Origin of the sequence: Bacteroides sp. 3_1_23, assembly GCF_000162555.1 — a bacterium.
In the GTDB taxonomy this organism is placed as follows: Bacteria; Bacteroidota; Bacteroidia; order Bacteroidales; family Bacteroidaceae; genus Bacteroides; species Bacteroides ovatus.
The window spans coordinates 920,978-936,974 of sequence record NZ_GG774949.1; the positions used below are offsets into that span (position 1 = coordinate 920,978).

Annotated in this window: 16 protein-coding genes; 3 read left to right on the forward strand and 13 right to left on the reverse strand. The window is 45.9% G+C overall.

The genetic code is table 11. The features are described from left to right. Nucleotides 1–16 precede the first annotated feature (16 nt). A complete protein-coding gene (locus HMPREF9010_RS20850) occupies nucleotides 17–820 on the forward strand; it encodes a gluconate 5-dehydrogenase (RefSeq protein WP_004307808.1) in 804 nt (267 codons plus the stop codon). Nucleotides 821–1,034: 214 nt separating this feature from the next. Continuing rightward, on the forward strand, nucleotides 1,035–2,276 hold the full coding sequence (locus HMPREF9010_RS20845; protein WP_008647016.1) for a DUF4861 domain-containing protein: 1,242 nt from the start codon (nucleotides 1,035–1,037) through the stop codon (nucleotides 2,274–2,276). Nucleotides 2,277–2,517: 241 nt separating this feature from the next. Here HMPREF9010_RS20845 and HMPREF9010_RS20840 read toward each other — a convergent pair whose 3' ends face one another. The 5 genes from HMPREF9010_RS20840 to HMPREF9010_RS25165 form a co-directional block, all read right to left on the reverse strand. Then, nucleotides 2,518–2,988 (reverse strand): lipocalin family protein, encoded by a 471-nt coding sequence (locus HMPREF9010_RS20840; protein ID WP_032849540.1) that lies wholly within the window; start codon nucleotides 2,986–2,988, stop codon nucleotides 2,518–2,520. 49 nt (nucleotides 2,989–3,037) lie between these two features. Then, nucleotides 3,038–3,757, reverse strand: coding sequence for a hypothetical protein (locus HMPREF9010_RS20835; protein WP_369746128.1), 720 nt, complete (start codon nucleotides 3,755–3,757; stop codon nucleotides 3,038–3,040). Nucleotides 3,758–3,862: 105 nt separating this feature from the next. Next, the gene (locus tag HMPREF9010_RS20830; RefSeq protein WP_004296878.1) at nucleotides 3,863–4,498 is read right to left on the reverse strand and encodes an outer membrane beta-barrel protein; all 636 of its coding nucleotides are present in this window, start codon (nucleotides 4,496–4,498) and stop codon (nucleotides 3,863–3,865) included. 20 nt (nucleotides 4,499–4,518) lie between these two features. Next, on the reverse strand, nucleotides 4,519–5,010 hold the full coding sequence (locus tag HMPREF9010_RS26250; RefSeq protein WP_004296879.1) for a hypothetical protein: 492 nt from the start codon (nucleotides 5,008–5,010) through the stop codon (nucleotides 4,519–4,521). 99 nt (nucleotides 5,011–5,109) lie between these two features. Further along, nucleotides 5,110–5,340 carry a hypothetical protein gene (locus tag HMPREF9010_RS25165; RefSeq protein ID WP_083792313.1) on the reverse strand — a complete coding sequence of 77 codons (231 nt, stop codon included), beginning with the start codon at nucleotides 5,338–5,340 and terminating at the stop codon, nucleotides 5,110–5,112. 19 nt (nucleotides 5,341–5,359) lie between these two features. Here HMPREF9010_RS25165 and HMPREF9010_RS26030 point away from each other — a divergent pair, with 19 nt between their 5' ends. Next, nucleotides 5,360–5,572, forward strand: coding sequence for a hypothetical protein (locus HMPREF9010_RS26030; protein WP_128858092.1), 213 nt, complete (start codon nucleotides 5,360–5,362; stop codon nucleotides 5,570–5,572). A 463-nt stretch (nucleotides 5,573–6,035) separates the two neighbouring features. On the opposite strand, the gene HMPREF9010_RS20810 is transcribed toward HMPREF9010_RS26030, so the two are convergent. The 8 genes from HMPREF9010_RS20810 to purD form a co-directional block, all read right to left on the reverse strand. Then, nucleotides 6,036–6,650 (reverse strand): polysaccharide deacetylase family protein, encoded by a 615-nt coding sequence (locus HMPREF9010_RS20810; protein ID WP_004296883.1) that lies wholly within the window; start codon nucleotides 6,648–6,650, stop codon nucleotides 6,036–6,038. Nucleotides 6,651–6,758: 108 nt separating this feature from the next. Next, nucleotides 6,759–10,172: a DUF2723 domain-containing protein gene (locus tag HMPREF9010_RS20805; RefSeq protein ID WP_008647027.1), complete on the reverse strand. Its 3,414-nt coding sequence runs from the start codon at nucleotides 10,170–10,172 to the stop codon at nucleotides 6,759–6,761. A gap of 204 nt (nucleotides 10,173–10,376) precedes the next feature. Further along, the gene (locus HMPREF9010_RS20800; protein WP_004296695.1) at nucleotides 10,377–11,150 is read right to left on the reverse strand and encodes a metal ABC transporter ATP-binding protein; all 774 of its coding nucleotides are present in this window, start codon (nucleotides 11,148–11,150) and stop codon (nucleotides 10,377–10,379) included. Nucleotides 11,151–11,187: 37 nt separating this feature from the next. After that, nucleotides 11,188–12,111 (reverse strand): metal ABC transporter solute-binding protein, Zn/Mn family, encoded by a 924-nt coding sequence (locus HMPREF9010_RS20795; RefSeq protein WP_008647035.1) that lies wholly within the window; start codon nucleotides 12,109–12,111, stop codon nucleotides 11,188–11,190. A gap of 44 nt (nucleotides 12,112–12,155) precedes the next feature. Further along, on the reverse strand, nucleotides 12,156–12,902 hold the full coding sequence (gene mnmD, locus HMPREF9010_RS20790) for a tRNA (5-methylaminomethyl-2-thiouridine)(34)-methyltransferase MnmD (protein ID WP_032851885.1): 747 nt from the start codon (nucleotides 12,900–12,902) through the stop codon (nucleotides 12,156–12,158). A gap of 61 nt (nucleotides 12,903–12,963) precedes the next feature. Beyond that, complete coding sequence (locus HMPREF9010_RS20785; RefSeq protein ID WP_008647037.1) at nucleotides 12,964–13,443, reverse strand: YqaA family protein; 480 nt, start codon at nucleotides 13,441–13,443, stop codon at nucleotides 12,964–12,966. Continuing rightward, the gene (locus HMPREF9010_RS20780) at nucleotides 13,428–14,438 is read right to left on the reverse strand and encodes a hypothetical protein (RefSeq protein ID WP_008647038.1); all 1,011 of its coding nucleotides are present in this window, start codon (nucleotides 14,436–14,438) and stop codon (nucleotides 13,428–13,430) included. The genes HMPREF9010_RS20785 and HMPREF9010_RS20780 overlap by 16 nt, the downstream gene beginning before the upstream one ends. Nucleotides 14,439–14,673: 235 nt before the next feature. Continuing rightward, nucleotides 14,674–15,948, reverse strand: coding sequence for a phosphoribosylamine--glycine ligase (gene purD / locus HMPREF9010_RS20775; RefSeq protein ID WP_004296700.1), 1,275 nt, complete (start codon nucleotides 15,946–15,948; stop codon nucleotides 14,674–14,676). Between the last annotated feature and the right edge of the window lie 49 nt (nucleotides 15,949–15,997).

Consider the following 15,997-nt stretch of genomic DNA (forward strand, 5'->3'; position numbering starts at 1 on the left):
AATAACAAAAAGAATTATGAATCAGTTTTTGAATTTTTCTTTGGAAGGTAAAGTAGCTCTCGTTACAGGTGCTTCTTATGGTATCGGATTTGCTATTGCTTCTGCATTTGCAGAACAAGGTGCTAAAGTTTGTTTTAACGACATCAATCAAGAGTTGGTAGACAAAGGTATGGCTGCTTATGCTGCAAAAGGTATCAAAGCTCACGGTTACGTATGCGACGTGACAGACGAACCGGCTGTTCAGGCGATGGTTGCTACGATTGCAAAAGAAGTAGGTACAATTGATATCCTTGTAAATAACGCAGGTATTATCCGTCGTGTTCCTATGCACGAGATGGATGCTGCTGATTTCCGTCGTGTAATTGACATCGACTTGAATGCTCCGTTCATCGTTGCTAAGGCTGTTTTGCCGGCTATGATGGAAAAACGTGCAGGTAAGATCATCAACATCTGTTCTATGATGTCTGAATTGGGTCGTGAAACTGTATCTGCTTACGCTGCCGCTAAGGGTGGTTTGAAGATGCTGACTCGCAATATCTGTTCTGAATATGGTGAATACAACATCCAGTGTAATGGTATCGGCCCGGGTTACATCGCTACTCCGCAAACTGCTCCTCTTCGTGAGAAACAAGCAGACGGAAGCCGCCACCCATTCGATTCATTCATCTGCGCTAAGACTCCTGCCGGTCGTTGGTTGGATCCTGAAGAACTGACAGGTCCTGCCGTGTTCCTTGCTTCTGAAGCTTCTAACGCTGTTAACGGTCACATTCTCTACGTAGATGGTGGTATTCTTGCTTATATCGGAAAACAACCGAAATAATAGCTGATAGAAGAAATTCCGGTAAGGTGATAGAATGGCAAAGAGCATCCTCTTTTCATCTGTCACCTTATTTTTTATTATTCCCTTTGCAGGAGCTATATGGCCGATTTATTGGACATATATGCCCAACGTGTTGAACATATAGCTCCAACATGCCGAATATAATAGCCTCTGATTTGCAAAGTATATGTTATTCATTCAATGTAGACTAATTATGAGAAAGATATTAATTCTGTTTGCTGTAGCCTTGATTGGTTTTGCTTCTTGTGCCGACAGCAAGCAGTCAATGACAGTCACAGTGACCAATTCTTTGGCTCTTGAACGGGCAGGGGAGATGGTTGAAGTGCCGATGAGCGATGTGGTCGCTAAATTGAAACTGGCGGATACGGCACAGATTGTGGTGCTTGACGTCGACGGTCAGCAAGTGCCTTATCAGGTGACGTATGATGAGAAGGTGGTCTTCCCCGTTACGGTAGGGGCAAACAGTGCGGTTACTTATACCATTCAACCGGGCACACCGGCACCTTTTGATGTCATTGCTTGCGGTAAATACTACCCCGAACGTCTGGACGACGTAGCCTGGGAGAATGATCTTGGCGGATTCCGTGCTTATGGTCCTGCTTTGCAGGCTCGTGGAGAACGTGGTTTTGGCTATGATCTTTTTACGAAGTATAATACTACGGAGCCGATTTTGGAATCTCTGTATGCTGAAGAACTTAATCCTGAAAAGCGTGCCAAGATAGCCGAACTGAAAAAGACAGATCCGAAAGCCGCTTCCGAATTGCAGAATGCCATCTCTTACCATATCGATCATGGATACGGTATGGATTGCTATGCCGTAGGTCCCACGTTGGGCGCCGGCGTTGCCGCTTTGATGGCAGGTGACACTATTATCTATCCTTATTGCTATCGCACACAGGAAATCCTTGATAATGGTCCGCTGCGTTTCACGGTGAAGCTGGAGTTTAATCCGTTGGTGGTCCGTGGAGATTCTAATGTGGTGGAAACACGTGTCATCTCTTTGGATGCAGGTTCTTATCTCAATAAAACTGTTGTTTCATATACCAATTTGAAAGAAGCAATGCCGGTAACTACGGGACTTGTGTTGCGTGAACCGGATGGTGCGGTTGTGGCAGATGCTGCAAATGGCTATATCACTTACGTAGATCCTACAACTGACCGTAGTGGTGCAAACGGTAAGATATTTGTGGGTGCTGCATTCCCTGCACAGGTGAAAGAGGCGAAAGTGGTTCTTCTTTCCGAAAAGGAAAAGAAAGATCGTGGTGGAGCCGACGGTCATGTGCTGGCTATCAGCGAATATGAGCCTGGTTCTGAATATACTTATTACTGGGGATCTGCCTGGGATAAGGCGGCTATCAAGACTCCGGATGCCTGGAATAAATATATGGCTGAATATGCGCAGAAATTGCGTACTCCGTTGGCGGTGGCATATTAATTAATGTGCTGAATTGCTTATACAGTCAAAAAAGAAGGATTGTCGAGGTGTGACGAAACGCCCTCTTTAATTTCTTTTACTCACTGAATACGCGATTCATTATTGAATATCATGCGTCTTTTCTAATAGATGAAGCAAAGGTTTCTTTTTATCAAAGGAACCTTTGCTTATTTTTATCTTTCTGAAAAAGAAAGAGAATTAAGAATGTGTCTTTCTGGAAAAGAAAGATAATGTCCTTGAGCTATCTTGTAAAAGCGTGTTGTTCGTAATATTCGTATGTCGTTCCGTCTTCTTTCTCTTTCTCACGAAGTTCATAGACTAATTCATTCTCTGTCATTGTGGTCACTGTCCACACTTCTGTGTAATTATCCTCTTCAGTGTCGATGAGAGTCAGCTTATTACCGGAGTAGCTCCATGTACCGTGATAATAATTAGTACTTCTGGAGGAGTTGTAGACATCTTTTTCTACATACGTACCATCTTCCTTTAACTCTATGGAATAACGGTTGGTTCCATTTACAAAATCTTCTTTAGAGTCACTTACCTTTTCACCATCTTCCCATTCTTGTGAAAGATAATACACTCCATTCCATGTTCCTAACAATAAATCGCGTGAACCGACAGCGTCATCGTCGTCATCGCCACAGGAATAAATGCTGAACGACAGTAATACTGCAACTATGCAAACGGTTGCTTTCCAGATTGTTTTCATAATAAATTGTTTTAATTGTTTGATTTTGAGATGATTTGTTTTTATGGGATTATTTGATAATCGTTTCCACATGTCCATTCTTGAAGAATAGGTAGAACGAGCTGGAATACATCCATTGCACTTCTCCATTTGATTCTTGAATAGTCTGCGGTTTGCCGAAAGCCAGCAGACATTCATCTTCCGTCATGCCTTTCACCGGCTTGTTGATACTGATTTCATTCCAGTGAGTGATTGGTGAAAGTTGGTTCGTTACGATGAAGTCGAACATTTTATTCAATACTTGCGATTCCACCTGTACGAAGTCATCCATGATTTCTTTGTGAGATGCTTTCTTGTCCGGTTGCAGCTTCTCCATGGGAGTGATTTTTTTCATTATCACTGCTGATGATTCTATCCGTATATTGGAAAGATAGTAGACCAGCTTGCCGTCTTTTACTTGAAACAGGGCTTTGCAATAGTAAGTATTCTTCTGATTTGAATCTGCTTGCGAGGCAAGTATCAGATCGCAACTGAAGTTTTTAGCCCGTACGTTTACCTCTGTGATCCCTTCCCGTAGCTGCGGACAGACATTTTTGACGGTCCATAACAGTGCATTAGCGTAGATGTTCTCGTCATGCATGCTGCTGAAAGGGGTAAATCCGCTGACCACATATTTATTGCCGTCTGCACTGACGGGATAGCTCTTTTTCTGTTCGGTGAAAGTCTGTGCTATCAGCGGGATAACTCCCGTCAGCAGATACATGATTGCCAGAAATTGTCGTTTGGTCATCATATTCCGTTATTTTTAAGAAAACAGCATCCACGGCCCTTTTTGCGAAGAGAAAAGATCGTGGACGCTGAATAAATAATATGGTTTATTGAGGTTTGGTTGTCCTTAGAAGGCAATACCTAGACGAATCATAAAGTTACTGGTCTTGAATCCGTCGGCATCGCTGAATGTATCTATGAATCCGCGCTGATAGGTGAGATCCAGGTTGAAACGGTCGTACCAGACTCCTACACCGATATTCATACCGGCATCGAAATGATTGTAGTCAACTTCCATGTAATCTGCGTAATCTCCCCAACTGATGCTCTCTCCGTCTGCTTTCATTTTGCTCGTGTAATCGTAGCTGGCAAAGACTCCTACATGCGGGTCGATATGAACATTGTCCGCCACTGCAAATTTCCATCCGAATGTGAACGGAGAGTATTGTATATTATGAGCCATGCACTTCGTGTCTTCCACTTTGAAACCACGGGAGCCGAGTCCAAATTCCATTCCCCAGTATCCTCCTGTGCTGCCTAAAGGCTTCTGGTAGCCAAATGTTGCGTTATATCCGATGTTTGAGTCAGCTCCTTCGGCTCCGTCACCGGAGAAGTTCATGATATTCAAACCTGCACGCAAGAACCATTGTGTGCTGCTGGCTTGCTTCTCTGTTTTGACGATTGCACTTCTGGATGATACGATTTGCGCTTGAGTTCCTACGCACAATAAGAGTGCGGCAATCATTGATAGTACTTTTTTCATTGTTATTTATGTTTTAGTGATTAATTCTTATTCTTAACGACAGGTGCTATCTGGCTTTTTCCATCCGTGGGTGATAACTTCTGCAGACGTATCCATTCATAATCGTCCTGGGTGGCAGGATGCCAGTTGACAAAGATGCCGGGATAACCTACTACTGTAACCGTGTATCCCCCTGTTTTTTCATTATCTTCCACTTTGAAAGTGGCTCCCATGATGACATCGCAGTTGTATTTGATGGTGGACAGATACGTCCCCCATGCACGGATGTTGTCAAGTTCTCCTTTCATGGCGATCTCCACTTCCTCTTTGCTTAGTGTCCATTCATCCTTGATTCGTCCCTTATCTTCCAGTATTTTCACCTCGACAACTGTGGGTTTGACACAAACTTCAGTAACTGCATCGCCTGCACGTGCCTGTGCATCACGAAACTTGAAGACCGTCTTTTGCGCATGGGCTCCGACGGCACAACTGACAACCAGAGCAATAATCAGAAATAGTTTTTTCGTTTTCATGTCCTTTTGTGATTATATGTTAATATGCCTGCAAAGGTATGCGAAAGGAGTATACTACCGGGTGAAAGCATAGTTCCAAGAACGATACGGAATTGTATCCTATTTGGATACACTGGGGAAGTTTCCGGTATTGATGCTGTCGGAAAGATCGCGGAAAAAATCATGGCCGAGGATGAAGGAGATGCGCCAGAGCAGGTGGATGTCGATATTCTCTTTCCGGAATATCTTGTAAACATTGGGGCGTGTGCAGCATAGTTGGGTAGCGAACCAGGTGACGGTGCGTCCCTGTTCGTGAAGCGTGCGTTCAATAAGTTGTCCCGCATGAATCATGTGCCTATTCTGCTTATGTGTGTCCCCCAGACTCCCGTTGGGCGGACAATTCAATCTATTGTTGACAGGAATATATAGAAAAGGCGTGGGAATCTCTCACCTTCGTCCGTTCCGTGTTCAAGGCCTTCGCAATGCCAACTATCGGGAACGAACAACGCAGAAAGCCCACGCCGATATGTACAACACCCGTAGCCTCCCTTTGTTTTCCAAAGTGAGGCACGGATGTATATAAATACACATCAGGAGGACGTCTTTGTTGCTGTTAGTCATTCCGATAGGTCAAAGTTTGCGAAGTTCTGAACACAAATGACAAACGCTTGTAAACGTCTTCTCAATATAAACGTCTCTCCCTCGCCACCCGGAGGCTTTCTGCGGAAGAGACCGTTGCAAATGTATAAAAAAATACGGTTGGAAATGGTAATGTGAATCAGAAACTTTTTGAATGCAGGTTGTTTTGCCCTCTTTTTGCCTTTTTTTGCCCTTTACCAGGCGAAATGCGGTTGCACTGGCATCTTGTAAGAAAGAGGAGGGATCTTTCAATTTTGGGCACGAAACGGGCTTTAAACTACAAAAGCCGGGGCATAATACCTCGGCTTATATTTTTTTTCTTATCAGGGAGCTTTTTTATTCATCAGAAACCTTTTCTTTCTTATCAGGAAGCTCTGCTCTTTTCGAAGTTTCTGTTTTTTCAAAGATTATAACACCTTGAATTCATAACCTTCCTCTTTCAGGAACTCGATGGCACGGGGAAGTGCGTATTGCAGGTTACCGTTGTTCCATGACTTCAGCGAATCGTGGAAAGTGATGATAGAACCGTTTCGCGCATAGCGTTTCACGTTGTTCAGCACTTGTTCCGGGCGCATCCGCTTACTGTAATCGCGGGTCACGAGATCCCACATAATGATGCGGTAATGATAGCGCAACGTATAATACTGCCTGAATCCCATGTGTCCGTGTGGTGGACGGAAGAGATCGGAATGAATAATATCATCTACCTTTCTGGCATTTGCCAGGTAATCCGGATTGGAATATTCAAATCCACGGATGTGGTTGAAAGTATGGTTACCGATGCGGTGTCCGTGCTCTACCACCATCCGGTATTCATCCGGGTGTTTGCGTATATTGTCGCCTACCATGAAAAAGGTAGCTTTAATATGATGCTTTTCCAGTATTTCCAGTACCCAGGGAGTTACTTCGGGGATGGGGCCGTCGTCGAAAGTCAGATAGACTGCCCGCTCATTCGGGTCCATCCGGAAGATAGCTTGTGGATACAACGCCCGGAAAAGCCAAGGTGGTTGTTCTATAAACATGAGAGTCTGTGTTTTGAAGTATTAGGAAATAAGTATTAAGTATTATACCTTACGGAAAACATGCCGGAAGCTACGTTAATACTTAATACTTATTACTTCATACCTAAATTATTTCCCTTTCATTCTCGTCACGTACTCGTTGTATAGCTGATCGAGTTGCGTAGAGTAATGTTTTGCGAGTTCTTCTGATTTGTATTTTTCCATTAGGCGGACTTCGGCGTCAAGCAAACTGGCGTTGTACACGAAGTTTTCGCTGGCAATGGCAAGCTGGTTATCGTTCAGGCTAAGATACCAGATCATGTATTCGAGCGACTTGTTGGCAAGCTCGTCGATAATCTTGTTGGCTTTCTCGTTCTGTCCCAGTTGATAATAAGACTCTGCCATTTGGAAGGCGCCATTTGCCCAGTCATACGGTACGTTGATTGCCGGAATCATCTTTTCGGCGTAATCGAGTGCAGCGAGTGCCTTGTCCTTCTTACCTTCTTTGATAAGCTGTCCTACGAGCTGCGTGAAGATACGGCGGTGCGTGTAGCACATACGCATCACGTTCTCGTCGATGTAGATACCCGGCTTGTCGATACCGCCGAACTTGAACTTGTTCATCAGGTTGTCGTACATCTTTTCACTGTCGATCTTGCTGTCCAGTTTGTCCGTATCGAACGGAGTGAAGCGGTAGGCGAGACCCTCCTGTGTGAAGTGGTTGCCCATGCCCAGATGGTTTTCGCTTCCTACGGTGATTGCCATATAGATAGGACGTTCCCAGTTAGCGTTGGCAAGCATTTCGAGCATCATCAGCTCACTCTTGTAGAGGGCGCGTTTCGGGTTGCCGTTGGCGTCTCTAAGGGTGATTGTCATGTATTCGGGGATAGAGTCGCCCAGAGCTTCCGGTATTTTCATGCCGGAGCGGCGTACGGCTTCCTTATCTATCTTCATGACGATGCTGTCCGTAGGGATGAGCGGAAGCTGTATTTCTTTTCCTGTCTTCTTGAGAAGTTCTTTCAATTGGTCGTTCTTGCCAAGCATCCAGCGGTTGATGATTTCCTTCAGTTCATAAGGATTCTCACCGAAGATGGAGTGAACGAGCGACAATATGGTAGTGTCTCCCTGTGCAGCCAGTTCGTTTGCCTGTTTGAAATAGCTGTCGATAAGAGCTTTCATTTCCGGACGGATAGAGATATATTCGTTTTGTCCTTCCACGTATTCCACACGGTCCCAAGTGATAGGGAGTGACGGAGAATCGTAGGCCGGACGTTTCATCTGGTCTATATACCAGTCTGTTTGCAGGTAACTTAAGTTACAGGTGCGGGCATCCGTACGGAAACCTTCCGTTTCCTGATTGTACCACAATGGGAAGGTATCGTTATCACCATTGGTGTAGATAATCGGGTTACCTTCTTCCTGCAAAGTCATCAGGTAGTTCTGTCCGAAGTCGCGGGCAACGAAGCGTCCGCTACGGTCGTGGTCATCCCATGTCTGTCCCGCCATCTGGATGGGGACGAACAAACAGAGCACTGAAGCCAGAACGGCTGCCGGAAGTTCCTGCATCTTGGCATAATCTCGCAACATGCGGATGATACCTGCCACTCCCATACCTACCCAGATGGCAAAGGCATAGAACGAACCGGCATACGCATAGTCTCGTTCACGGGGTTGTGCAGGAGTTTGGTTGAGGTAGAGCACGATAGCGATACCTGTCATAAAGAACAGGAAGAATACCACCCAGAATTGCTGGATACCTCGCTGGCTATGGTAAGCCTGCCAGAAGAGTCCGATTAAGCCGAGAATCAGCGGCAGACAGTAGAATACGTTGTGTCCTTTATTGTTTTTGAGATCTTGCGGAAGCAATTCCTGGTTACCTACCAGTAGGTTGTCGATAAACGGAATACCGGTGATCCAGTTGCCGTGCTCAATTTCTCCGCTACCCTGTATGTCATTCTGCCGTCCGGCAAAGTTCCACATGAAGTAACGCCAGTACATGAAGTTTAGCTGGTAGGAGAAGAAGAATTTGATATTTTCCCATTGGGTAGGCATGTTTACCATCACCATCTCTCCACACTGGTCGTAAGGAACGTCATATCCCTTGATGTCTACCCATTGTTTGTAGAGCGGTGCGTGTGACGAACTGTACATACGCGGGAAAAGCATATTCTGTGCATATTCGTATTCCACACGTCCGGGAAGTTCGATATAAGAGTCTTTTTCGTCGGGCGAAGTCTTTTCCTTGCGGACAAACTTACTTCCTGCTTCCGATTGGCGCGGAATACAATAGCCGTCTTTTACGTCAAGTGCCACTTTCGAAGAGAAAGCAGGGCCGTAGAAGAGCGGACGGGTTCCGTATTGTTCACGGCCGAGGTATTCGCCCAGGGTGAATATATCCTCCGGTGAGTTTTGATCCATCGGAGTGTTGGCAGTAGAACGGATAACGATCAGTGCGTAAGAAGAATACCCGATTACGATCATCATGGTGCACAGCAGGGCTGTGTTCATGGTGCGGGCGGAAATGCGCCATTTCTCCTTAATCTTGGTCTGAATGTTCGGAGCAAGATAAAGACCCAGTGCAGCGATGACCAAGATTCCAATAACAATACTGCTGGCTCCGTGCCCATAGAACGGGATACCCAGTAGGGCAATCGTCAGGATAAAGGAGATAGCCATGCGTGTTTTGTTCTTTTCGGTATAGCTTTCGTATACGCCCCAGATCAGAGCCGCTGCAAGCAGAATAATATAAACCACTACACCTGAATTGAACGACATTCCGAGTCCGTTGACAAACAACAACTCGAACCAGCCGCCTACTTTCACAATACCCGGTACGATGCCGTAAAGCACGGCTGCAACGAGTACCATTGAGCCGAATAACGCAATTAACGAACCTTTGGCGGTAGCGTTTGGAGTTTTCTTGTAATAGTATACCAGTACGATGGCGGGCAGACAAAGCAAGTTCAGCAAGTGAACACCGATACTCAATCCCGTCAGATAGGCGATGAGGATAATCCAACGGTCGCTGTGCGGCTGGTCGGCTACGTCTTCCCATTTCAGAATCAACCAGAAAACAACAGCGGTAAACAGGGAGGAGAAGGCATATACTTCACCTTCCACGGCCGAGAACCAGAATGTGTCACTGAATGTATAAACCAGTGCACCGATCAGTCCGCTACCCATCACTGTGATAAGCTGTCCTTTGGTGATATTGTTTTCGTCAGTGATAATCAGTTTGCGTACCAGGTGGGTGATGCTCCAGAAAAGGAACAGGATACAGGCGCCACTCATGAGGGCACTCATGTAATTCACCATTTTAGCAACAGTTGTTACGTCGGAAGCAAATTGAGAAAACAGATTCGCCACTAGCATGAAGAAAGGCGCGCCGGGCGGGTGTCCGACTTCCAGTTTATAGCCGGTGGTTATGAACTCCGGGCAATCCCAGAAACTTGCGGTCGGTTCTATTGTCAGGCAGTAGACGGTTGCCGCAATGATGAATGTAAGCCAACCCATAAGGTTGTTTACGGTTCTGTACTGTTTCATTAGCACTATCGTAGTTTATTCGTTAAAAACAAATTATGAGGTCGCAAAGATAGTGATTTGTAAGGATAATGAGGAAGAAAGTAAGAAATATTAAGTAACAAAGGGGTGATTTACTATCTCTTTCACTCTTCCGGAAGGCAGCAGAGAGGGAAGATACATTTTAAAACAAGGAAGCCGTATATCTATATAGAGTCTATGGCAACTTTAATGATGGTGATGATGCTCTCCTAAAACCCGGTGAGGCAATGTACCGTGTCCCAATAGCTCGATAGGGCAGTTGAAGTTCCTTTCCAGCCATTCGGTAGTAACGCCTGTATCCGGATGGTAATCCAGCGTTTCGTTGACGCAAGCGATAGATTTTACCTGTTGCAATACAGTGCCGATGTCGTGACTGACAAGGATAATGGCACATTCTTTATTGATTTCAGCCAATAACTCATAAAGGCGTGCTTCGAAACGCTTGTCGATATACGTGCTGGGTTCATCGAGAATCAATACCGCAGGGTCGGAGATGATGGCACGTCCCAACAGGGCACGTTGCAGCTGCCCGCCGCTTAATTGCCCGATAGAACGGTGTTCGAGTCCTTCAAGCCCCATGCGGGAAATAATCTGTTTACCTTTCTCTTTCTGTTCGGGAGTAAATCGTGAAGTGAGCGATTTTTGTATGCTTAATCCGGATAGGATCACTTCTTCCACGGAAATAGGGAACTTCCGGTCTATACTGTTGTATTGAGGCAGATAACCCAGGAAAGTAGAAGTGGTTTTAGTAGATGCTTTTTCAGGAGTATGGAATATAATTTCCCCTCCGGTTGGCTTCAACAGACCGAGGATGCACTTTATAAGCGTCGTTTTGCCGCCTCCGTTCGGACCTATAATACCTAGAAAATCCCGTTCGTAGATGCTTAGATTAACATCGTGGAGAACAGTGCGACCGTCATATCCGGCGGAAAGATTCTTTATTTCGATTATTGGTTTCATCGTTGGAAATGGCTTGATGGGTTCTTTCTTTATACATTTATTTTGTTGCAGCCTGTGGCGCGAGGGCTTTGGCTACATTCAGCATTTCTTCTTCCCAGTCGTAACTTAGCGGATTGATAGGGATCACTTTCGTTCCGGTTTGCTGCGCGATGGTTTCCGCATTGCGTTTGTCAAATTCCGGTTGAACAAAGATTACACGTACATCTTCTGCCTGACACAGGTCTATCAAGGCTTTCAGATGGGCGGGAGAAGGTTCTTTGCCCCCTTCTTCGATGGAAATCTGATGCAATCCGTAGTCGCGGGCGAAGTAGGAGAGAGCCGGATGATAAATCATGAAGGCTTTGGCTGCTTTGGGAGCGGAGAGTTGACGGCGAATCAGGCTGTCGGTGTGCTGGATACGCTGGCAGAGCGAATCGTAGCGGTTTCTATAGTATACCTCATTTGTCTTATCCAGTTGGCTAAGAGCTTTGTAGGTGTTTCCTGCAATGATTAAAGCATTACCGGTGGAATTCCATACGTGCGGCTCTACAGCATGGATATGCCCGTCGTGGCTGTTATGTCCGTGGTCGTGGTCATCATTGTTGAGTATGAGGTCAATCCCTTTGGAGGTGTCGAACACTTGAATATGGGGGGTATTGTTCATCAAACGATCCATCCAGGTCTGTTCGAATCCGATGTATCCGATGCGGAAATAGGCTTTGCTGTCTCCCAGAGAAACAAGTTGTTGGGGGACAGGATCATAGGTTTCCGGGCTGGAACCTTTTGGGACCATGCTGACTACTTTAAATTTATCTCCAGCAATAGCTTCCGTGAAATAACGTTGCGGTTCCAGGGTGACGGTAATCACCGGTTTTGCTTCGTCATCGTTGCTTGCTTGGGAAGAGCGTCCTGTGCAGGCTGCCATTAGGAGGCAGGCACTAAGGAGGAAAAGGGTTCTCATATCTTTTAGTTGTTTTTTCATGACTTCTTCTATTTCGGGGGTTCTTTTTTATCTTGTTTCTATTCTTATTTTCGGGCCCGTAATATTTCCCGTTTACCACCCGGAGGTCCGGGCAGACGTTCTACTGTGAATCCGGCTGTCTGTAACATCCGGCGGACGACACCTTTGGCGCAGTAAGTGGTCAGGATGCCGTCTCTATCTAATAAAACGTAGAGGCGGTTGAATAGTTCTTGCGACCACATTTCCGGTTGCTTTTCCGGTGCAAAGGCATCGAAGTAAATGAGGTTAAATGAAAGATTCAGGGCAGGTGATTCGGCGTTGGTTACGCTATCATTGATATTGCTCATTGTTCGTTCTCTGTTCTCAACCCATTTGTTTACGTCTGTCTCTACTTTCCGTAGGGTGAAGTGTGGAGTGAGTTGCACGTCTTTCTCCCAAGGTGATGTATGAAGTTGCTTAAACAATTCGATAGCCGGTTGCTGCCGGGCGGTCGTCGTTAATTGTTCATCATTGGAGATATATCCTAATTGCTCTATCGTCTGCCATTCCAGTGGATAGAGTTCCAATCCTGTATAGTGTATATTCCGTCTGCTTCTTTCTGCTTCTTCAAGGGTGAGCCAGGCGTTTAGCCCTGTCCCGAAGCCGATCTCAAGAATATGCGGAGTAGTGGCGGAAGAGGCTTTAAGTCCCATATCGATGAAAATATGTTGAGACTCCGTGCGTGCCCCTTTCGTTGAATGATAATGTTCATTCAATTCCGGAACAAACAGGGTAGCGCTCCCGTCGTCGGTTTTCTCAATAATCCTTTCCATCATACAATCTCTAATGCTTACTGTCTAACGTCTAATCCTTTTTACCTGATATTTAAAATCCTTACCCTGCTATAGCGTCCCAGGCACTTTCGAGTGCATACAGGAGAAGAATATAACGTATCAGTTTGCCGACAAACATGGAAACTATGGTGAGCCATGTGTTGCTTCGCATAAATCCCAGTGCAATGGCTATCACTTCCCCAATAGCGGGAAGAAAGGTGAAGAAGGCCATCAATGCTCCTTTTCCTTGCAGGAATTTCACCATTTTGTCTACTTTCTCTTTCTTTACCTTGAAATATTTCTGGATCCAACTGATTTTGCCCAGACGTCCCATATAGTAGCAAGTCATTCCGCCTACTGTGTTGCCCAGAGTGGCGGAGATCAGACAGGCTATCGGGGGCAGACCGAGTTTCACCAGTGCCACCAGTACCAGTTCGGAACTGAAAGGCACGATGCTCCCAGCCAGTAAAGCCGAGATGAATAATCCCGGGAGTCCCCATTCTATGAGGAGTTGTATCGTTGAATCTATAAAAGCGTCCATATATTAAAAGCGAATAAGAGGATGAGACCGACCAATGAAATGATGAAAAACACATTCGAACTTTTACTATTGGTTAGTACAAAGAAATGTCCGATCAGGATGCTGTTGCTTATGATAAGCAAAGGCAATAGGGCACTGCAATATATCGGTTGCAGGGCAATCAGCAGGAACAGGAAAATCGTCAGGTCTATCAGGAATTGGAGATAGGCGCGTGTGCGTATCTTATCCTCAAATCCGGCGGCGATGCAATGGACGGCACTGACGATGAACATCACCAACAGATAGCCGAGTATTGCCAGTTCCCAAGGCTGGAGGATTTGCAGGTTGAAGAATTCCCCGATAGTTAGTAGCTGATTGAAAGGGCGATAGAACAACTCCATCTCGTTGTAGAAGAAGGCGTGTCCGAACAGCATCCAGTATGGCAGCATCCATCCGAGCAGCGCACCGCAGAAACTACGCGGAGTGAGCGACTGGAAACGGTAGGCTTCGAGCAACCAAAGCACCGAGAGGATGGTGAACTGTGGGAACAGAATACTTCCCGCTCCGATAAAGAAGAAGGAGTAGAATAAATAACCCGCAGCTTGAGTTTGCTGATAGCTTTTAAACAGAAAATAAATGGAAATGAGAAAGCCCAGGGCAATAATATCTCCTGTATATAGGTAATGCATTTTCGGGCAGACGGTGACCAGCAGGAAATAGATAGCTGTCTGCATGGAAGCCCTCATACGGATAATGCTGAACTGATTGTTCAGCTCTATCAGAAAGTAACCGATGGTTGCATAAATCAGGAAGCTGACAATCCGGTCTGCCCACCCCGGAAGCAGAAAATCGCGGGCGGGTTGCCAGGCAGAAGGGCTGCCTTCGAGTACGGTTGAGGCTATGGAACCGGGAAATAAAAAGTAAGTCAACACCCAGCCCAGGGCGCAGATAAAGATAACGGCAGGCAGGGTCCACCGTCCTGCCGTCACTTGACTTTGTAGTCTTTTATTTCTCATGAGTTTATTACTTGTTATCTCTTGATACTATAGGTACATTCGGTTGATATTCTGGATATTAATATCCTGCATGCTTGATGTTAACAACCATCCTGTCAGCTGTTAATACCTGATTCCTCAAGTATTAACAATTGTCGTCTAAACTATTAATACTTGATAACTCAACTATTAATGCTTGACAAGTCATGGTGTTCAACGCTATGCGGAATAGGGCTACTTGCGTGCGAAACTTGAATTACAAATCGAATCCGATATCGCGGCGGAAATACTTCTTGTCGAAGTCGATCATGTCTGCCACTTTGTAGCTCTGTGCCAGTGCCTCTTCTTTCGTTGCACCGTAAGAGCAAACGGCAATCACACGTCCTCCGTTCGTCACTACTTGTCCGTCTTTCATGGCTGTTCCGGCATGGAAAATGATACTGTCGGTAGCGGCAGCCTGTTCCAGTCCGCTGATAGGGAATCCTTTTTCGTAGGCTTCGGGATAACCGCCGCTGACAAGGATGACACAGCCGGCTGAACGTGGGTCCATCACCAGTGTTTTTTCGTTCAGGTTGCCTGCGGCAGTACCTTCAAGCAGTTCTACGAAGTCGCTCTGGATACGGAGCATCACGCTTTCTGTTTCCGGGTCGCCCATGCGGACGTTGTATTCGATCACCATCGGTTCACCTTTCACCTTGATAAGGCCGAGGAAGATGAAGCCTTTGTAAGTGATGTTTTCTTCTTTCAGGCCGTTGATGGTCGGTTCGATGATGCGTGTGCGTACTTTCTCCATAAATACTTCATCGGCAAACGGAACGGGGGTTACGCTACCCATACCGCCTGTATTTAGTCCTTTATCGCCTTCACCGATGCGTTTGTAGTCTTTGGCTACGGGGAGGACTTTATAGTGTTCTCCGTCTGTCAGTACGAATACAGAGCACTCGATACCGCTTAGGAACTCTTCGATTACAACGGTTGCCGATGCAGAGCCGAACATGCCACCCAGCATTTCTTTCAGTTCTACTTTAGCTTCGTCCAGTGTAGGGAGGATAAGCACTCCTTTTCCGGCACAAAGACCATCAGCCTTCAATACGTATGGAGCTTCCAGCGTTTCGAGGAAAGCGAGACCTTCTTCGAGGTTTGCGGAAGTGATGCTTTTGTAGCGGGCTGTCGGGATGTTGTGGCGCATCATGAAGCCTTTGGCAAACTCCTTGCTTCCTTCCAGTTCTGCTCCTTGAGCCGAAGGACCGATAACGGCAATATGCTTTAGCTCCGGACGGTTCTGGAAGTAGTCGTAGATTCCTTCTACCAACGGATCTTCGGGGCCTACTACTACCATTTGAATGTTCTCTTTCAGAGCGAAAGCGCTGATGGCTTCAAAATCGGTTGCTTTGATGTTGACATTCTCGCCTACGGCAGTTGTTCCGGCATTTCCCGGAGCAATGTACAGTTTTTCAACTTTCGGACTTTGGGCAATTTTCCATGCCAGTGCATGTTCGCGGCCGCCCGAGCCAAGTAATAATATCTTCATCTTTGTGCTATTATAAGTTATACTGTTATATATGATTCGTATAGATGCG